Here is a 17,225-nt window from a genome sequence, read left to right on the forward strand (position 1 = left end):
AGGCAGGCGGTTCGGGGCAAGCGAGCGCCACCGGTCGCAAACAAAAACGGGGCCTCGCAAGGCCCCGTTTGTCGCAATCCATCCGATCCGCTCAGGTCGTTTTCTCTTCGAGCACCGTGCGGCCTCGCGGCTTGCGGATCTCGTCGACATAGGCCTGCATTTCCCGCGACGGCGCCCGTCCCAGCAGGCTCACGACGATGATCACCGCGAAGCCGAAGGGCGCACCCAGCAAACCGCATGCGATGTTGTTGAGGTTGAACCAACCCACCTTGTTGGCCAGCGGGTGGGCCAGCGTCGGCCAACTCTCCATGGCGTTGGGCAATGCCATGGCCTTGACGATGTCGACCAGCGGTGCGCCGGTGACCGGATTGAGCAGCGACGTCATGCCGAAGTACTGGACGCCGGCGCCCGGGAAATAGCGCGTGACCAGCAGGTAGAACATGCACAGCCCAAATCCGGCGATGATGCCGCAGACCGCGCCCGCGGACGTCGTGCGCTTCCACCAGACCCCCATCACGAGCGCCGGGAAATTGCCCGCCATCGCCAGGGAGAACGCCCAGCCGACCATGGCCAGGATATCCCCGGGCTTGGTGGCGGCCGTCGCCGCGGCAATGACCGCGACCGCCAGCAGCAGCACGCGCGCGATGATCAGCCGGCGCGCCGTCGGCGCGTTCGGATCGATCATCTTGTAGTAGACGTCGTGCGACAATGCATTGGCGATCGCGAGCAGCAGCCCATCGGCGGTGGACAGAGCGGCAGCCAGGCCGCCGGCCGCGACGAGGCCGGAGATCACGTAGGGAAGCCCCGCGATCTCCGGTGTCGAGAGCACGATCACGTCCGTGTTGATGACGAAGTCCTGCAGCCGGACCACACCGGGGTGACCGGCAACGGCCTTGCACGCGGCAATGACGGCGTCGATGTTGACGGCGTTCTTGCCGCAGATCTGGATCAGCCCGAGCTCGCCCCAGCTGAACAGCCAGGGTCTGATCGCGGACAGATCGCGCCCGATGATGTTCGTGTACACCTCCAGCTTGGAGAACGCTGCGTAGGCAGGCGCCGAGAAGTACAGGAGGAAGATGAACAGCAGCGACCATGCTACGGATTGCCGCGCCTCACGCACCGACGGCGTCGTGAAGTAGCGCATCAGGATGTGCGGCAGCGAGGCCGTGCCGACCATCATGCAGAGGATGATCGCAAAGAAGTTCAGCGGACTGTAGCTGAGGAACGGCTGAATGTGCGGCTTGAGGCTTGCTGCCGCCGCCAGTCCGTTGGCGAGCATCTCCTGTTCGCGCGCCGTGATGTCCGCGATCGCATGTCCATAGGTCAGCTGGGGAATCGGTATCCCGTAGATCTTGGTCGACAGGATCACGATCGGCGTCAGGTAGGCTATGATCAGCACGATGTATTGGGCCACCTGCGTCCAGGTCACCGCGCGCATGCCGCCCAGCATCGAGCAGACCAGGATGCCGACCAGTCCCGCGAAAACCGCGAGCTCGAACTGCATTCCGAGGAAGCGCGAGGCGATGATGCCCGTGCCGTAGATCTGCGCCGTCACATAGGTGAACGAGCAGGCGACGAGCACGATGACGCCGAGCCCCCGGGCGAAATTGCCGCCATAACGGAAGGACAGAAAGTCGGGCACCGTATAGGCGCCGAATTTGCGCAGATAAGGCCCGATCAGGATGGAGACCAGCACGAAGCCGCCGGTCCATCCGAGCACCCAGGCAAGCCCGTCATAGCCGAGCAGGAACAGCGTGCCCGCCATGCCCACGAAGGACGCTGCCGACATCCAGTCGGCACCGGTGGCCATGCCGTTGTAGAACGCCGGCACGCTGCGGCCCGCCACGTAGTATTCCGAAACTTGCGCCGTTCGCGACAGAACGCCGATGATGGCGTAGACCGCGAGCGTGAAGAACACGAACAGATAGCCTAGAACCTTGTTCGGCACCCCGATCATCTCGAGGACGGCGAGCAGAAGCACAAACGCGACGAATCCACCGGTGTAGAAGCCGTAGATCCGCCCAAGGTTGCTGAGAAAGTCGGAGCCGCCGGTTGAGGCCTGCGTAGCCATGTTCCATCCCCCCTAGTCGTCTTCTGCAAAACCGTATTCGCGGTCGATCTTGTCCTGCTGTCTGGCGAACACGAACAGGATGACCACGAAGGCGATCAGCGAACCCTGCGCGGCCATATAGAAACCGAGCGGGAAGCCAAGGATCGGCAACTGGATGGTGTTGAGCGGAACCACGAACATGTGGATGACGTATCCGAAGAAGAACCAGATGCCGAGGTTGATCAGCATCAGGCGCGAGGTCTTGCGCCAGTGGGCTTCTTCTCGTTCTCTGAGATTGTGGGAGTCAGGCATGGGCTGCATTTCCTCTGTCACAACTCCGGCATGCGAGCCGGAGGAATCGAGGGGTTGCATACCCGTCGCTGCGGCCCCCCTCGTGCCGCCTTCCAACCGGTCTTTCGCCAGTTTGGAATGTCGGAGGCTAACATCAGGAATGCCGCGGTCTTTCTAATACTTTCGGAGGGAACCGATGCTGCGGATGCGAACGGCGTTGCGGCCGTTGACAATTCGGGCGCAGCGAGCGCGGGATAGCACGGCGATTCCGTCTGGCAGGATCGGACTGCGATGAAGCTGCTGCAAAAGTTCTTTCGTCCCCGGCCGCCGATTGGCGACCGCGAGGCACTTGCCGACTTCATCGACGCGCAGTCGGCATTCATCGTGCAAAAGGGCATCTACGAGTATTCGCGTGCCCGCGCCGGCCACTACGCCAAGGTGCTGTTTGCCGAGGAAGGATTTGCACTAGCCGTCGAACGTTCGCGCTGGCAGGCTTATCCGCTCGGGCTTGCGATGGTCGGCGAGATGGTCGAGGGGGTATTGCGCCCACATGCCGGCATGCAGCGCCGGGCGGTTCTCGACCGGATGATCCTCGTCGTCCTCTCGGTTTTCGACCGTTATCCAGTGCCGCCGTCGATCGGCGAGGACGCCTGGTTTCAGGCCCGGCGCGAGCTGGAGCAGCGGCTCGACCTCGTTGGCGGGCATGCGCCCAAGCGCGTGATGGATATTCCCGAGCCGCTGGCGGAAACCTATTTCGCGATGATGCCGATCCACGAAAAACTGCGCGGACGGGATTTCGAGACGATACGCAATTACCTGCGCGTCAGCCTGTGCAACATCCATGACGAATTGGTCGATCGCATCGATGCGGCTGCGGTGACCAACAGGCTGCTGGCGTAGCATCGCCCGGCCTCTGCCAATGCCCGGTTTGCCGGCCGGCATCGCACGGTCCGGGCCTTCCGAGGGAGGACAATGGATACGACAAGTGGTGCTGCCCCGCTTTTGTCGCTCGACGCCGTTGTCATCGATGCCGAAACGACCGGGCTCGATCCGCGCAAGGCGCGGGTGATTGAGCTTGCCGGCGTGCGTCTGTCGGCCGGAAAGCTGGTCGACGGCGGTTCGTTCGTTCAATTGCTGCGGCCGGCCGATCAACCGATCCCCGCCGAGACGACGCGCATTCACGGCATCGATGATGCCACGGTCGCCGAATCGCCGCTGTTTGTGGAGGTCTGGCCGCGTTTCGAGGCGTTTCTCGGTCGGGCTGTCGTCATCGGGCACATGATCGGTTTCGATCTGGCGGTCCTGAAGCGCGAATGCGATCTGGCGGGATTGCCATGGTCCCGGCCTCGAACGCTCGACACCAGACTGCTCGCGGAGATCGTTGCGCCGGACCTCGGCGGATACCAGCTGGAGAATCTTGCGGCCTGGCTTGGCATTGACGTGGCCGGCCGGCATTCCGCTCTCGGCGATGCGGTCACGACGGCACGGATCTTCCTGGCGCTGCTGCCGAGGCTGCGCGAGCACGGCATCCGGACCGTTGCTCAAGCCGAGCGGGTCTGTCGCGCGCTCACCGCCGTGCTCGACGATCAGGTGCGGATGGGCTGGATCGAGGCGGTCGAAGCGACAGCCCGCATCGATGCAGAGCAAACGCTGAAGCGGTTCGACGCCTATGCCTATCGCCACCGCAACCGCGACATCATGCGGTATCCCGCCATTTTCGTCGGTGCGGAGGTTTCGGTAGGCGACGCCCTGGCGCGAATGACCAGCGAGAGAATATCGGCTGTGTACGTCGGTGCGCCGGATGCGGCCGCGGACGACGTCAAGGCCGTCGAGGCCGGGATCGTTACCGAGCGCGACGTGCTGCGGGCGATCGCCCGGCTCGGTGCCCCGGCGCTGGAGCTGCCGGTGCACCGGATCATGAGCAGGCCGCTGGCGTCGATTCCCGAGGACGCGCTCGTCTATCGCGCGATTGGCCGGATGAATCGCCTCAAGACCCGTCATCTCGGCGTTGTCGATGAGGCCGGCCGGGTGGTCGGTGCGTTGTCCGCGCGGGACCTGCTGCGTCTGCGGGCAGGGGAGGCCATCTCGCTCGGGGACGAGATCGAGGATGCCGCGGATTCGCAGGCATTGGCGCTGGCCTGGGCGAAGTTGCCGCGGGTTGCGGAGGTGCTCCTGGCGGAAGGATTGTCCGGCCGTCAGGTTGCTGAGGTGATTTCCAGCGAGCTCTGCGCCCTCACCCGTCAGGCCGCTGTGATAGCCGAGCGGCTCATGCGGGAACGCGGCGAGGGCGCCCCCCCAACGCCATACACGCTGGTCGTGCTCGGGTCTGCCGGACGCGGCGAAAGCCTGCTGGCGATGGATCAGGACAGTGCCGTGATCTTCGGGCAAGGCGAGCCGGGAGGCGACGAGGATCGCTGGTTTGAGACGTTCGGGGCGCACGTTGCAGATATTCTGCACGAGGCCGGTGTGCCCTATTGCAAGGGGGGCGTCATGGCGAAAAACCCGCCCTGGCGCGGCTCTGTTGCAACGTGGCGGGACCGCATCGAGCACTGGGTCTGGCGCTCAAGTCCAAAGGATCTGCTGTCGGTGGATATCTTCTTCGATCTACGGGCCGTTCATGGCGACGGCAGCCTTGCCGTCTCCGTCAGGCAGGCGGCCTTCGCGGCAGCCGAGGGGCAGGTCGCATTCGCCAAGCTTCTGGTCGAAGGGATCAGCGTCCCCGCGAGCCTGAAATTCTTCGGCGGCATCCGCACTGAAGGCGGTCGCATCGACCTCAAGGCGGCGGGGCTGTTCGGCCTGGTCGCTGCAGCGCGTGCGATGGCGATTCGCTACCATGTGATGGGCCGGTCGACATCGCAGCGACTCGCGGGTGTGAAGGCCGTGGTTGGCCGTGGCGAGACCGATCTCGATGCGCTCGACGAGGCCCATGGTGTCTTTCTGGAGCTGATCGTGTCGCAACAGATTGCGGATGTGGCGCAGGGGACGCCGCCCTCTAATGCGGTGTTGGTCAAGCGATTGTCGGCCCGTGACCGCGAGCGATTGAGGGCAGCGCTTCAAGCGGTCGCCGTGATCGATGATTTGACCCGGGACCTGCTGTTCAGGGATTTATGAGACCCGTCAGCGGCTTTTTGCGTTGCAGCATCAATTGGTTCGCGGCTGTGATTAACTGCCTTGCGACGGCGGGCGGAAGGTTGCCTTGCAAGACGGCTCCAGTCAGTGAACAATCGTCATTGCTGCTTGATCAGCAACGAGTTGAAATTCTTTCCCGATCCTTCGTCGGCCTGCGGAACAGATGACTGCAACAGCCAATGCAAACACCCATCTCGTCATCGCCGATGACCATCCCTTGTTCCGCGATGCGCTGCGACAGGCGGTGGCGGGTGTCCTCCCGTCGGCCAGGATCGACGAGGCCGGATCCTTCGAGGACCTGACCGGGCTGCTGGAGCAGACCTCCGACGTCGACCTGATCCTGCTCGACCTCTCGATGCCCGGGATCTCCGGCTTTTCCGGTCTGATCTATCTGCGCGCGCAATATCCGGCGATTCCGGTCGTGATCGTCTCGGCGTCCGACGACAGCGCCACGATCCGCCGCTCGCTCGATTTCGGTGCTTCCGGCTTCATCCCGAAGCGTTTCGGGGTCGAGACGTTGCGCGATGCCATCCTTAAAGTGATGGAAGGCGACGTCTGGGTTCCCGCCGACACCGACCTGTCGGCTGCGGCCGATCCCGACATGACCCGTCTGCGCGATCGCCTGGTGACGCTGACGCCGCAGCAGGTCCGGGTCCTCATGATGCTGTCGGAGGGCCTTCTCAACAAGCAGATCGCCTATGAGCTCGGTGTCTCCGAGGCCACGATCAAGGCGCATGTCTCGGCCATCCTGCAAAAGCTCGGCGTCGAGAGCCGCACCCAGGCCGTGATTGCCGCCGCAAAGATCGCCGGCGGCCAGTGGAAGCAGGGCACGCCGACGGGGTGAGGATGGTTAAAGTCCGCAAGTCCCTTCGGCTTAGTATGTTGTGTTGCGGCTGCCAATTGCTACAACCTCTTGGTCAGAACAGATTTCGTTTGGAGCCGGGGCGTGGGGTTGGAATGGAGTGCGCGTGATCTCTTTCATTGCGCGCCGGTGCCGGATTGGGTTGATCACCAGCCTTATCGAACCGAAATTCCAGATGCGGACGTTTCCTGCGTCGCCGGCGGACTTTGTCGCCTGCTCTATGACTCGCAGGTTGATCTGCACAATTCCGAGCAAGCTTGGCACTACCGCACCGTCCAGCGGGTTCTGACGCGCGAGGGGGCAGAACGCGCCGCGCATGTGGTCGTCGAGTTCGATCCCGGCTATCAGCGCATTGACGTCCACTTCGTGCGGGTCTTGCGTGGTGCCGAGGTCATCGAGCATGCGAAGGTCGATGCTTTCCAGTTGCTCCGGCGCGAGACGAATCTGGAACGCCTTATCTTCGACGGGCGTTTGACCGCGTCTCTGCTGATCCCGGACGTGCGGATCGGCGACATCGTTGACCTTGCGGTCACCGTCTACGGCAACGTTCCGGTTCTGGGGCGACGCCATGCCGCGTGGGTTGTCTTCGATTGCTTCAATCCGTGGTTCGAGCACCGGCATAGGCTTCTGCGACCGCTGGAGCGGAATGTCACTGCCAAGACGTTCAACGATCCGCCTGCGCCGGCAGTAGTCGTAGATGGGCAGGTGGAGGATGTTCGCTGGCAGATGACTGGACAGGAGCGCCGCGCGATCGAGGGGTTGACGCCGTCTTGGGAGCTGCTCCGGCCAACGCTTCAGTTCAGCGAATTCGAAAGCTGGAACGATGTCGCAAGTCTCCTTGCGACATTCTACGAAGGGGCTGAACTTCCGCCTGCACTCGTGGAGGAGGTCGATCGCCTCGCAGCGGCCTATCCGGAGCCCGATCAACGTGCTGTCGAGTGGTTACGCTTCGTGCAGCGAGAATTGCGCTATTTTGCATTTTCGCTGGGCGAGGGCGGGCTGACGCCGCGCGCCCTCGACACGATCTGGAGCACGCGCTTTGGTGACTGCAAGGATGCGGCAACCCTTTATGTCGCCGGCGCCCGGCGGATGGGGCTCGACGCCTGTGCGGCCCTGGTTTCGACGACACATGGTAATTCCCTGATCCGGTTTCTCCCGAGTTCGGCCGTGTTCGATCACTGCATCGTTCGCCTGCGGTTGGATGCTGGGACCTACTGGCTCGACCCGACAGCCAGCGTTCAGTCTGGTACCCTCAAGAACGTCTTCCAGCCGCATATCGGATGGGGACTTCCGCTGTCGCGAGAGACGGTCGGGTTGGAAGAACTCGGGAGCGGTGCGGCTCTCCACATCCTGCATTGGGAAGACGACATCACGGTTGGACCGAAGGTGACGTCGCCGGCAATCGTCAGGCGCAAGATCGACTATTCCTTCTGGGCCGCCGACGCGATACGGAATCGCTTCGCCAACGATGGTCCGGGCACATTTGCCCAGACCATGCTGCGGGACTTGCAGGACGTCTGGCCCGGCGTCGCCGAGACCGCTCCGATGGAGATTCAGGACGACAAAGATCGCAATACGATTACCTTGAGTTTGAATTACGAGGTACGCAATTGCTGGAAACCCGACGACGAGCAATCGCAACTGAAGCTCGTTGTTGCACGCGCGCTGGGCGGGGAATTGCAGCCTCTTCCGGGTGAGCGCCGCGAGACCGACATCGCGCTCGGTCGTCCGCGCAAGATGACAGGATTCGTCCAGCTGAACATGCCGAGCCGTTGGCGCGGCGACGGCTGGTTGTATCGGCTCGAAGCCCCCGGCGTCAGTTTCGTAGATCGATCGTTGGTGAATGGGCGAGCGGTAACGGCATCCCAGGAACTGGTGATTGATGCTTGGTCGCTCGCCGCCGCCGAAGTTCAGACCTATAACGACATCGCGAAGAAGCTTCGGGAAAACCTGTTCATCCTCACAGGTCGCGAACAGTTCGGCAGGATTCGCCAATGGTTGAGCCTAAAGGCGCGTTTCCTGTTCGCCCTTCGCCTGATTTGGTATGTCGTGTGGGGTGGTTGGGTGCTGATCTTCCTGATCAGTATCCTGTTTTCCCGGCGGTGATCATTGGATGCAAGCCACGGCCCGGTTGCCATCTTGGCCGTCCATCCTTCGAGGCTCCCCATGGGACGCATTGCGTCCCATGCCTCGCACCTTCGGATGACGGAGCTTGATACCGTACACCTCTATGATGTCTGCAGTAGGCTGTTGGCCGCCGTGATATCCGCGGTCTCCGAGCGCTCGGCGAAGCCTTCGAGCGCCGATTGAAGCAATAGCCCTGCTTCCTCGCGCCGGTCGCGTTCGACAAGGAGTTCGGCAAGATCGATTGCCGCGCGCAGTTCCCAGGCTTTCGCGCCCTTGCTGCGGCTGCGCGAGGAGGGGGCAATCGCAAGCAGCGCCCGTTCCGACCAGCGCCGGCATTCGGTCAAGAGGGACATCGCGAGGAAGATCGGCGCTGCCGCGGCGGCGAGCGCAATGCCGGTGTTGGGGTCGCCGCCCGCGCCAAAACACCAGTCCAGCGCGGCACGCACGTTGTGAAGCGCGGAGAAGTGGATTGCCCGTTCGTCCGCATTCGGTGTCGCCGCCCATGTGCTGCCGGCCTGTTCCAGCCATCGCCGGATAGCCAGCAGGCAGCGATCCAGCAAGGCGGCTTTGCATCGGCATCAGACCGCGTTTGCAAGCCTCGTAACAGGTTCTCCGCCAGCCTCACAACTTCTCACAAGTCTAAACGCGTCTCCCGGGCGCGCCGCTGCTAGTTGGTTGCGCAGCGCCAAGGAGACTTTCATGACGCAAGCGGCAGAACTGCTCTACACGGCCCGGACGCACACCCGCGGTGGGCGGCACGACGACATGTCGCGCAGTTCCGACGGTCGCCTTGACGTCAGGCTGTCGCCGCCAGGTGGCGCAGGCATCGGCACCAATCCCGAGCAATTGTTCGCAGCCGGCTGGTCGGCCTGCTTCGAAGGCGCGATGGAAATGGCAGCCCGCAAGCGGAAAATCGTGCTTCCCAGGAAAAGTGCGGTCGATACGGAAATCGATCTTCTTCTCGATGAAGGCACTTATGCCCTCCGGGCGCGCCTCAATGTCAGCCTGCCGGGTCTCGATCGCGAGACCGCACAGGGCATCGTCGCTGAAGCGCATCAAACCTGCCCCTACTCCAAGGCCGTCCGCGGCAACATCGACGTCACGGTCGCGCTGGTCTGACGCAGCATCATCAATCACCAGGAGGTCGCAACGCCATGAAGCAGATCATCGATGAGCACCGCCGCCAGTTTCTCGGCATCGCCACAGGAGCCGTCGCCGTCGGTCTCGGCGTGATCGATCTCGCACGTGCCGAGACGGAACCGCTTCGATCCTCCGCATCGAATGCGTCCTTCGGGGCGATCAAGCAGATCGACGCCGGCGTTCTCAACATCGGTTATGCGGAGGTGGGACCCTCGAACGGTCCCGTCGCGATCCTGCTGCACGGCTGGCCCTACGACATTCACGCCTTTGTCGATGTCGCGCCGATCCTGGCGAAGGCCGGCTATCGCGTGATCATCCCTTATTTGCGCGGCTACGGCACGACGCACTTCCTCTCCAGTGAAACGCCGCGCAACGGCGAGCCTGCGGCGATGGCCGTCGACATCATCGCGCTGATGGACAAGCTCGATATCAAGAAAGCCGTCGTCGCCGGGTTCGACTGGGGCGCGCGCACCGCGGACGTCATCGCCGCGCTGTGGCCCGACCGCTGCCGCGCACTGGTGTCGGTCAGCGGCTATCTGATTTCCAGCCAGGCTGCCGGCAGTGCGCCGTTGCCGCCGCAGGCGGAGCTGCAATGGTGGTACCAGTTCTACTTCGCCACCGAGCGCGGCCGCGCCGGATACGAGAAGTACACGCACGATTTCGCCAAGCTGATCTGGAAGCTCGCCTCGCCGCAGTGGAAGTTCGACGACGCCACCTTCAATCGCAGCGCGGCGGCGCTCGACAACAAGGATCATGTCGCGATCACGATCCACAATTACCGCTGGCGGCTCGGGCTCGCCCAGGGCGAGGCGAAGTACGAGCATCTCGAAAAGAAGCTCGCGGCGGCTCCCGTCATCGATGTGCCGACCATCACGATGGAAGGCGACGCCAACGGCGCGCCGCATCCCGATCCGAGCGCCTATGCCAGGAAATTCTCGGGCCGTTACGAGTTTCGCCTGATCACCGGCGGCATTGGCCATAATCTGCCGCAGGAAGCACCGCAAGCTTTTGCCAAGGCCGTCGTCGACGCCGACGGCGCCTGAGCATCTGTCAGCACCTCGGTCCAGCCCGGCTGGATCGAGGATCGCCCCGTTGATCCCAGCTTGAAGGACGTCATGTCGCCAACCGAACCTGAAAAGAAGAAGTCCTTCTACGCCACGATGTTCGTGCTGACGGTGGTCTTGCTTGTCGTGCTCCTGACCTGCGGGCCGTATCTCGTCACGATCGCCTCCGCAGAGGGGCCGGCAGAACGCAGCGCGGCGGATGCCTCACCGATCTTCGGCGTCACGATTCCGCAAGGCTACAAGCAGTGGGAGCTGGTCGCGCCGGCCGAGGAGGCGGTGCCACTCGACGAGCTTCGCGCTGTGGTCGGCAACCAGACCGCAATCGAAGCCTATCAGGCCGGGAAACTCCCGTTCCCGGACGGCACCATTCTGGTCAAGCGCGCCTGGAAGCGGAAGCAATCGCCGGAGTTCGCGTCCGCAACCATTCCCGGCGCCGCCACCACGGTCCAGGTGATGGTCAAGGATTCCAAGAAATACGCTGCCACCGGTGGCTGGGGTTTCGGCCGCTTCATCAACGGCAGGCCGGTGGACGAGGCCCAGCATCGCACCTGCTTCGCCTGCCACGAGGCTCGAGCCAGGAGTCACGATTACGTCTTCACGCGCCTGGCGCCCTGAGCATCCGGAGAGAGGAATTGGAGAGGTGGCGCGCGCTCAGCCTATCGACCGACTACTGACCCACGCGTCTCATTCCGCCGCCACCATCTGCTGCGTGCGCCACTGACCCAGCAATGCCCGGAGCGAGGCCGGTTTCACCGGCTTGTTCAACACGGCGACCTTCTCCTCACGCGCGGCGACCTGCACGGCGGGGCTGCGATCGGCGGTGATCAGGATCGCGGGGATGGCGTCGCCGAAGCGGCGGCGGATCTCGCGGATGGCGGCGATGCCGTTGCCGCGATCGAGGTGATAGTCGACGAGCAGGCCGGTGACGCGCCGTCCGGCTGTTTCGATTGCGGCGATCGCGCCTTCGGGGTCGGCGACCGCGATCACCTCGGCGTCCCAGGCCTTCAGGAGCGTGCGCATGCCGTCGAGGATGGCCGCATCGTTCTCGATGCAGACAATCAGTGCGCCCGAGATCGGCGTGCGCGCCAACGGCGTCGCGCTGGTCACGGCCGCGGTATGGGTGATTGCCTTGGCCGTCGGCACCGTCACGGAGAAGACCGAGCCGCCGCTGGCATTGGCGTCGATGGCGATGCCGTGCTTGAGCACGCGTGCCAGCCGCTCGACGATCGATAACCCCAGCCCCAGGCCGCGCGCGATCCGCGCCCCCTGCTCCAGGCGATGGAATTCCTTGAAGATCTCGCCGCGCTTGACCGGGGGGATGCCGACACCGGTGTCGTAGACGCAGATCTTGAGCGAGGTGCCGCGGCGGCGGCAGCCGACCAGCACGCGGCCGCGCGGGGTGTACTTGATCGCGTTCGAGATCAGGTTCTGGAGCAGGCGCCGCAGCAAGAGCCGGTCCGACTCGACCGGCAGCGAGCAGGGCACGAAGGTGAGCTCCAGGCCCTTGGCGCGCGCGATCGGCGCGAACTCGATCTCCAGCGAGCGCATCAGATCGGCCATCTTGAAACTCGAGATCGAGGTCGTCATCGCGCCGGCATCGAGCCTGGAGATGTCGAGCAGCGCGCCGAGGATCTCCTCGATGGCCTGCAGCGATTCGTCGATGTTCTCGACCAGCCGCGTCTCTTCGCCTTCGTGCTGACGCTCGACCAGGCTCGTGACGTAGAGCCGCGCCGCGTTCAGCGGCTGGAGGATGTCGTGGCTGGCGGCGGCGAGGAAACGCGTCTTGGAGATGCTGGCGTCTTCCGCCGCGCTCTTGGCCAGTGCCAGCTCGGAGTTCAGCCGCGTCAGCTCCTCGGTGCGGTCGCGCACGCGCTTTTCCAGCGTCGCATTGGCGCGCTCCAAAGCTTCCGCGGCTTCGAAAGTGGGCGTGACGTCGGTGAAAGTGATGACGAAGCCGCCGCCGGGCATATGGTTGGTGAGCACTTCGATCACCATGTGGCGTTCCGGCAGGCGTTCGAGATAAGGCTCGCTGTCGGTGGTGTAGGCGGCGAGGCGCCGCTCCAGCAGGGCCTCGCTCTCGAGCGGATGCTCCGGATCGCCCACGCCGATGAATTCCAGGATTTCGCGCAGGGGCGTGCCGAACTGGATCAGATGCGGGGGAACGTTGAGGAGATCGCCGAACTGCCGGTTGGAGCAGATCAGTTGCAGATCGGCATCGAACACGGCGATGCCCTGGCGCACGTGGTTGAGCGCGGTCTGGAGGATCTCGCGGTTGAAATGCAGCGCCGCGTGCGAGTCGTCGAGCAGCTTCAGCGCGGCCTTGGCGGAGACCGTCCGCTTGCGCAGCAGCAGCGACATCACGAGGCGGGAGGAGGCCGCGCCGATCGAGGACGCGATCAGGTGCTCGGCGTGCTGCAGCAGCTCGAAATCGGCGGGTGCTCCGGGCTCCAGCCGCACGTTTCGCCGCGCCGAGAATGCCTCGAAGGAATGCCGCGCGCGGTCGGGTCCGAGATATTGCGCCACCGTGGTCTGGATGTCCTGCACGGTGATGCTGGTGCGCCAGCGGCGGAAGCTCGGGGAGATCGGTGCGAGCGTATTGGGCACGAACAGATCGGCCTGCAGCAGCTCGATGGACGATGGCTGGCGCGCCAGCGACAGCAGCACATAGGTCAGGATGTTGAGCGACAGCGACCAGATGACGCCGTGCATCAGTGGCGGCAGGTCGGCGCCGAACAGCGCCTGCGGCCGCAGCGCCTCGATGCCGAACGGGCCGTGCTGGAGCAGCATGATGCCGGCCGTCGAGGAATCCATGAAGCTCGGAATGAACAGCGTGTAGAGCCACACCACAAAGCCCACCAGCATGCCGCCGATGGCGCCGCGCGCAGTCGCGCGCCGCCAGAGCAGCCCGCCGAAGAAGCTCGGCGCAAGCTGGGCGATGGCGGCAAAGGAGAGCAGACCGATGGCCGCGAGCTGGGTATTGCCGAGCGCGCGATAGTAGAAATAGGCCATCACCATGATGGCGAAGATCGCGAGCCGCCGCGAGCGCAGCAGGAAGTCGCTGAAATCGGCACCGCCGGCGCGGCCCTCCGGCCGACGTTTCAGCACCAGCGGCACCACGAGGTCGTTCGAGACCATGATGGAGAGCGCGACGCATTCGACGATCACCATCGCGGTCGCCGCCGACAGGCCGCCGACGAAGATGACGACGCTGAGCAGATCGGCGCCGCCTTCCATCGGCAGCGCCAGCACGTACATGTCGGGATCGGCGGCGCCGAACGGGAAGGTCACGAGGCCGGCGATCGCGATCGGGATCACGAACAGATTGATGGCGACGAGGTAGAGCGGGAACAGCCATCGCGCCCGGCCGACCTCGGCATCGGAGGAATTCTCCACCACGCTGACGTGGAACTGGCGCGGCAGCAGCATGATCGCGCACAGCGACAGCAGCGTCATGGTCAGGAAGTTGCCGATCGACGGCGAATAGTTGATCGCGCGCACCGCTTCCGGCGTCTTCATCGCCCGCTCGATCAGCTCATGCGGCGAGAACATCCAGAAGGTGACGAAGATGCCGGCGGCGAGGAAGGCGATCAGCTTGATGATGGATTCGGTCGCGACCGCCAGCATCAGGCCGTGCTGGTGCTCGGTGGCATCGGTCTGCCGCGTGCCGAACAGCACCGCGAAGGCCGCCATCGACAGCGTCACCATCAGCGCCACGTCGCCGACAATCGGGATGTGGGAGAAGGCCTGGTCCTCGCTCAGGATCGTCTCGAGCGAGGAGGCAACCGCCTTGAGCTGGAGCGCGATGTAGGGCACCGAGCCGATGATCGCCATCAGCGCGACGGTCGCCGCCACCGCCTGGCTCTTGCCGTAGCGGGCCCCGATGAAGTCGGCGATCGAGGTGATGTTGTGGGTTTTGGCGAGTTGGATCACGCGGCGCAACACGCCGGCGCCGAGCCCGATCATCAGGATCGGGCCGAGATAGATCGCGAGGAAGTCGGTCGAGGTGCGGGTGGCGAAGCCGACCGAGCCGAAGAAGGTCCAGGAGGTGCAGTAGATCGCCAGCGACAGCGGATAGATCAGCCCGGAGGCGCGACCGCGCCCGGCCGGCGAGCGGCGGTCGCCATGGCTCGCCACCAGGAACAGGAAGCCGATATAACCGAACGCGGCGGCGATCACGCCCCAGTCGTGCAGCATGGTGAGCGTGCTTCTCTCCCTGGGCGCTGCCAGCGCCCGTGCTCATTTTCCCTGCAAACCTAGCGCGTTGGACGGTCGCAAGCGACAGAGAAATGCCGGGGTGGGGGAGGAACCGGGGTTGTCGTTAAGGTGCGGCCAGGAGGCGGCCCTTACTTACTGGAGGACGGGGGGAACGCTACATGCGGGCTTGTGGAGCACCGACGGTCTCCACAGCGTCATGGCCGGGCCTTGTCCCGGCCATCCACGCCTTCCATGCAGCACAAAGAACGTGGATGCCCGGGACAAGCCCGGGCATGACGACCTCCAAAATCTCAAATGCGTTCCGCCTCGCCATCCGGAGGAGGGTGGAAGGGGGGTCTACTCCGCTGCCAGCGACTTCTCGCGCAGCGGCAGGCCGAGGCGGTCCCACACCTGGAGCAGCGCTTCGGCGAGCTGATCGATCAGGCCGTCGTCGTGATAGGGCGAGGGCGTGATGCGCAGGCGCTCGGTGCCCTTGGCGACGGTCGGATAGTTGATCGGCTGGATGTAGATACCGTGCTCTTCGAGCAGGAGGTCGGAGGCCTGCTTGCACTTCTCGGGATCGCCGACGAACAGCGGCACGATGTGGGTGTCGCTCGACATGACGGGCAGGCCGGCGGCATTGAGGATCGCCTTGACGCGGGCGGCGCGGTCCTGGTGGCGCTCGCGCTCCCAGTTCGAGCTCTTCAGGTGCTTGATCGCGGCGGTCGCGGCCGAGCAGACCGCCGGCGGCAGCGCGGTGGTGAAGATGAAGCCCGGCGCGTAGGAGCGCACGGCGTCGATGATCTGGCCACTGGCGGCGATATAGCCGCCGAGACAGCCGAACGCCTTGGCGAGTGTGCCCTCGAGAACGTCGATGCGATGCATGACGCCGTCACGCTCGGCGATGCCGCCGCCGCGCGGGCCGTACATGCCGACGGCGTGGACTTCGTCGACATAGGTCATCGCGCCATACGTCTCGGCGAGATCGCAGATCTTGGCGAGCGGCGCGACATCGCCGTCCATGGAATAGAGACTCTCGCAGACGATCAGCTTCGGCCGATTCGGGCCGGCCGCTTTCAACAGCTCTTCGAGATGCGCAACGTCGTTGTGGCGGAACACGACCCGCTCGCAGCCGGACTGCCGGATGCCCTCGATCATCGAATTGTGGTTGAGCTCGTCCGACAGGATCAGGCAATTCGGAATCAGCTTTGCAATGGTCGGGATGCCGGTCTGGTTCGAGACATAGCCCGAGGTGAACAGCAGCGCGGCTTCCTTGCCGTGGAGGTCGGCGAGCTCGGCTTCGAGCTGGATCAGCGGATGGTGCGTGCCGGCAATGTTGCGGGTGCCGCCGGCACCGGTGCCGACGCGCGTCGCGGTCTCGACCATGGCGCCGACCACCTTCGGGTGCTGGCCCATGCCGAGATAGTCGTTGGAGCACCAGATCACGACGTCGCGCTTGCCCTTGGACGAGTGCCACACCGCATGCGGGAACCGGCCGGCCGTGCGTTCGAGGTCGGCGAACACGCGATAGCGCCGCTCAGTGTGGAGACGATCGAGAGCGGAATTGAAGAACTGGTTGTAATCCATCGGCAAGACCTGCAACGGAACCCGGCCATGACGGCCGCTCATTTTTTAGAGCTTTTCGAGCTCCAATGTCTATGCGCCAGCACACATTTGAGGCAAGGCGAGCGTGCCAATTGATAACCGCCGGTCCGGCGGCGATTGTTGATTTGGATCAAGCGCCTAACACAGGATTGCCGGCCGCGACCGGCCCGACCGGGGGAGGCAGGGCTGCCGTGGACATTTTGTCCATGGCGCGCGCACCGTCCATGATGGCCAAACTGGCGGCACCGACGCCATAGCCGTGCCCGGCTGGGGCGGCGCGCCGGTCAGTCGGACAGACCATGCGAAAGGAAGCCCCGATGAAGCGTGTCATGATCCTCAACGGTCCCAACCTCAATATGCTCGGCATCCGCGAGCCGCACATCTACGGCACGACGACGCTCGCAGAGGTCAACGCGAGCTGCGAGGACGCCGCCGCCAAGATCGGGCTCAAGCTCGCCTTCCACCAGTCCAACCACGAGGGCGTGCTCGTCGATCTGATCCAGTCGGCGCGGCAGGATGCCGACGCCATCGTCATCAACCCGGCCGGTCTCTCCTTCACCTCGGTGTCGATCATGGACGCGATCAAGACATTCGAGGGCCCGGTGCTGGAGGTCCACATCTCCAACATCCACGCCCGCGACGAATATCATCGCCACTCCAAAATTTCGTTCGTGGCGACGGGCGTGATCTGCGGACTGGGCCCGTTCGGCTACATCGCGGCGCTGCACGCGATCGCGAACATGAAGTGAGAACTTCTCCCTCG

General features: G+C 64.2%; 13 protein-coding genes. 8 read left to right on the top strand and 5 right to left on the bottom strand.

The genetic code is table 11. The features are described 5' to 3' along the window. Nucleotides 1-91: 91 nt before the first annotated feature. Both AC1RQP_RS17115 and AC1RQP_RS17120 read right to left on the bottom strand, forming a co-directional pair. Nucleotides 92-2,071, bottom strand: coding sequence for a sodium:solute symporter family protein (locus tag AC1RQP_RS17115; RefSeq protein ID WP_239620491.1), 1,980 nt, complete (start codon nucleotides 2,069-2,071; stop codon nucleotides 92-94). A 12-nt stretch (nucleotides 2,072-2,083) separates the two neighbouring features. Beyond that, nucleotides 2,084-2,362, bottom strand: coding sequence for a DUF4212 domain-containing protein (locus tag AC1RQP_RS17120; protein WP_239620492.1), 279 nt, complete (start codon nucleotides 2,360-2,362; stop codon nucleotides 2,084-2,086). A gap of 270 nt (nucleotides 2,363-2,632) precedes the next feature. On the opposite strand from AC1RQP_RS17120, the gene AC1RQP_RS17125 reads away from it, so the two are divergent. The 4 genes from AC1RQP_RS17125 to AC1RQP_RS17140 all read left to right on the top strand — a co-directional run bounded on the left by AC1RQP_RS17125 (nucleotide 2,633) and on the right by AC1RQP_RS17140 (nucleotide 8,438). Further along, on the top strand, nucleotides 2,633-3,241 hold the full coding sequence (locus tag AC1RQP_RS17125) for a hypothetical protein (RefSeq protein WP_492937798.1): 609 nt from the start codon (nucleotides 2,633-2,635) through the stop codon (nucleotides 3,239-3,241). A gap of 72 nt (nucleotides 3,242-3,313) precedes the next feature. Next, nucleotides 3,314-5,452 carry a DUF294 nucleotidyltransferase-like domain-containing protein gene (locus AC1RQP_RS17130; RefSeq protein ID WP_492937799.1) on the top strand — a complete coding sequence of 713 codons (2,139 nt, stop codon included), beginning with the start codon at nucleotides 3,314-3,316 and terminating at the stop codon, nucleotides 5,450-5,452. Between the two features lie 181 nt (nucleotides 5,453-5,633). Continuing rightward, nucleotides 5,634-6,314: a response regulator transcription factor gene (locus AC1RQP_RS17135; RefSeq protein WP_492937800.1), complete on the top strand. Its 681-nt coding sequence runs from the start codon at nucleotides 5,634-5,636 to the stop codon at nucleotides 6,312-6,314. 102 nt (nucleotides 6,315-6,416) lie between these two features. Beyond that, entirely contained in the window at nucleotides 6,417-8,438 is a 2,022-nt protein-coding gene (locus AC1RQP_RS17140) for a DUF3857 domain-containing transglutaminase family protein (RefSeq protein WP_492937801.1), read from the top strand. 122 nt (nucleotides 8,439-8,560) lie between these two features. Here AC1RQP_RS17140 and AC1RQP_RS17145 read toward each other — a convergent pair whose 3' ends face one another. Next, a complete protein-coding gene (locus AC1RQP_RS17145; protein ID WP_492937802.1) occupies nucleotides 8,561-9,019 on the bottom strand; it encodes a hypothetical protein in 459 nt (152 codons plus the stop codon). A gap of 139 nt (nucleotides 9,020-9,158) precedes the next feature. Between AC1RQP_RS17145 and AC1RQP_RS17150 the strand changes: the two genes are divergently transcribed. The 3 genes from AC1RQP_RS17150 (at nucleotide 9,159) to AC1RQP_RS17160 (ending at nucleotide 11,278) form a co-directional block, all read left to right on the top strand. Continuing rightward, nucleotides 9,159-9,578, top strand: coding sequence for an organic hydroperoxide resistance protein (locus AC1RQP_RS17150; RefSeq protein WP_492937803.1), 420 nt, complete (start codon nucleotides 9,159-9,161; stop codon nucleotides 9,576-9,578). Between the two features lie 35 nt (nucleotides 9,579-9,613). Beyond that, on the top strand, nucleotides 9,614-10,642 hold the full coding sequence (locus AC1RQP_RS17155) for an alpha/beta fold hydrolase (protein ID WP_492937804.1): 1,029 nt from the start codon (nucleotides 9,614-9,616) through the stop codon (nucleotides 10,640-10,642). 72 nt (nucleotides 10,643-10,714) lie between these two features. Then, nucleotides 10,715-11,278, top strand: a complete 564-nt coding sequence (locus AC1RQP_RS17160; protein WP_492937805.1) for a cytochrome P460 family protein — start codon at nucleotides 10,715-10,717, stop codon at nucleotides 11,276-11,278. 69 nt (nucleotides 11,279-11,347) lie between these two features. Here the strand turns inward: AC1RQP_RS17160 and AC1RQP_RS17165 are convergent, their stop codons facing one another. After that, complete coding sequence (locus tag AC1RQP_RS17165; RefSeq protein ID WP_492937806.1) at nucleotides 11,348-14,857, bottom strand: PAS domain-containing hybrid sensor histidine kinase/response regulator; 3,510 nt, start codon at nucleotides 14,855-14,857, stop codon at nucleotides 11,348-11,350. A gap of 357 nt (nucleotides 14,858-15,214) precedes the next feature. Beyond that, complete coding sequence (gene hemA / locus AC1RQP_RS17170; RefSeq protein WP_239620520.1) at nucleotides 15,215-16,444, bottom strand: 5-aminolevulinate synthase; 1,230 nt, start codon at nucleotides 16,442-16,444, stop codon at nucleotides 15,215-15,217. 335 nt (nucleotides 16,445-16,779) lie between these two features. Here hemA and aroQ point away from each other — a divergent pair, with 335 nt between their 5' ends. Then, nucleotides 16,780-17,211: a type II 3-dehydroquinate dehydratase gene (gene aroQ, locus AC1RQP_RS17175; protein ID WP_492937807.1), complete on the top strand. Its 432-nt coding sequence runs from the start codon at nucleotides 16,780-16,782 to the stop codon at nucleotides 17,209-17,211. Nucleotides 17,212-17,225 lie beyond the last annotated feature (14 nt).

Source organism: Bradyrhizobium sp. GW821-FHT13H06 (assembly GCF_058803975.1).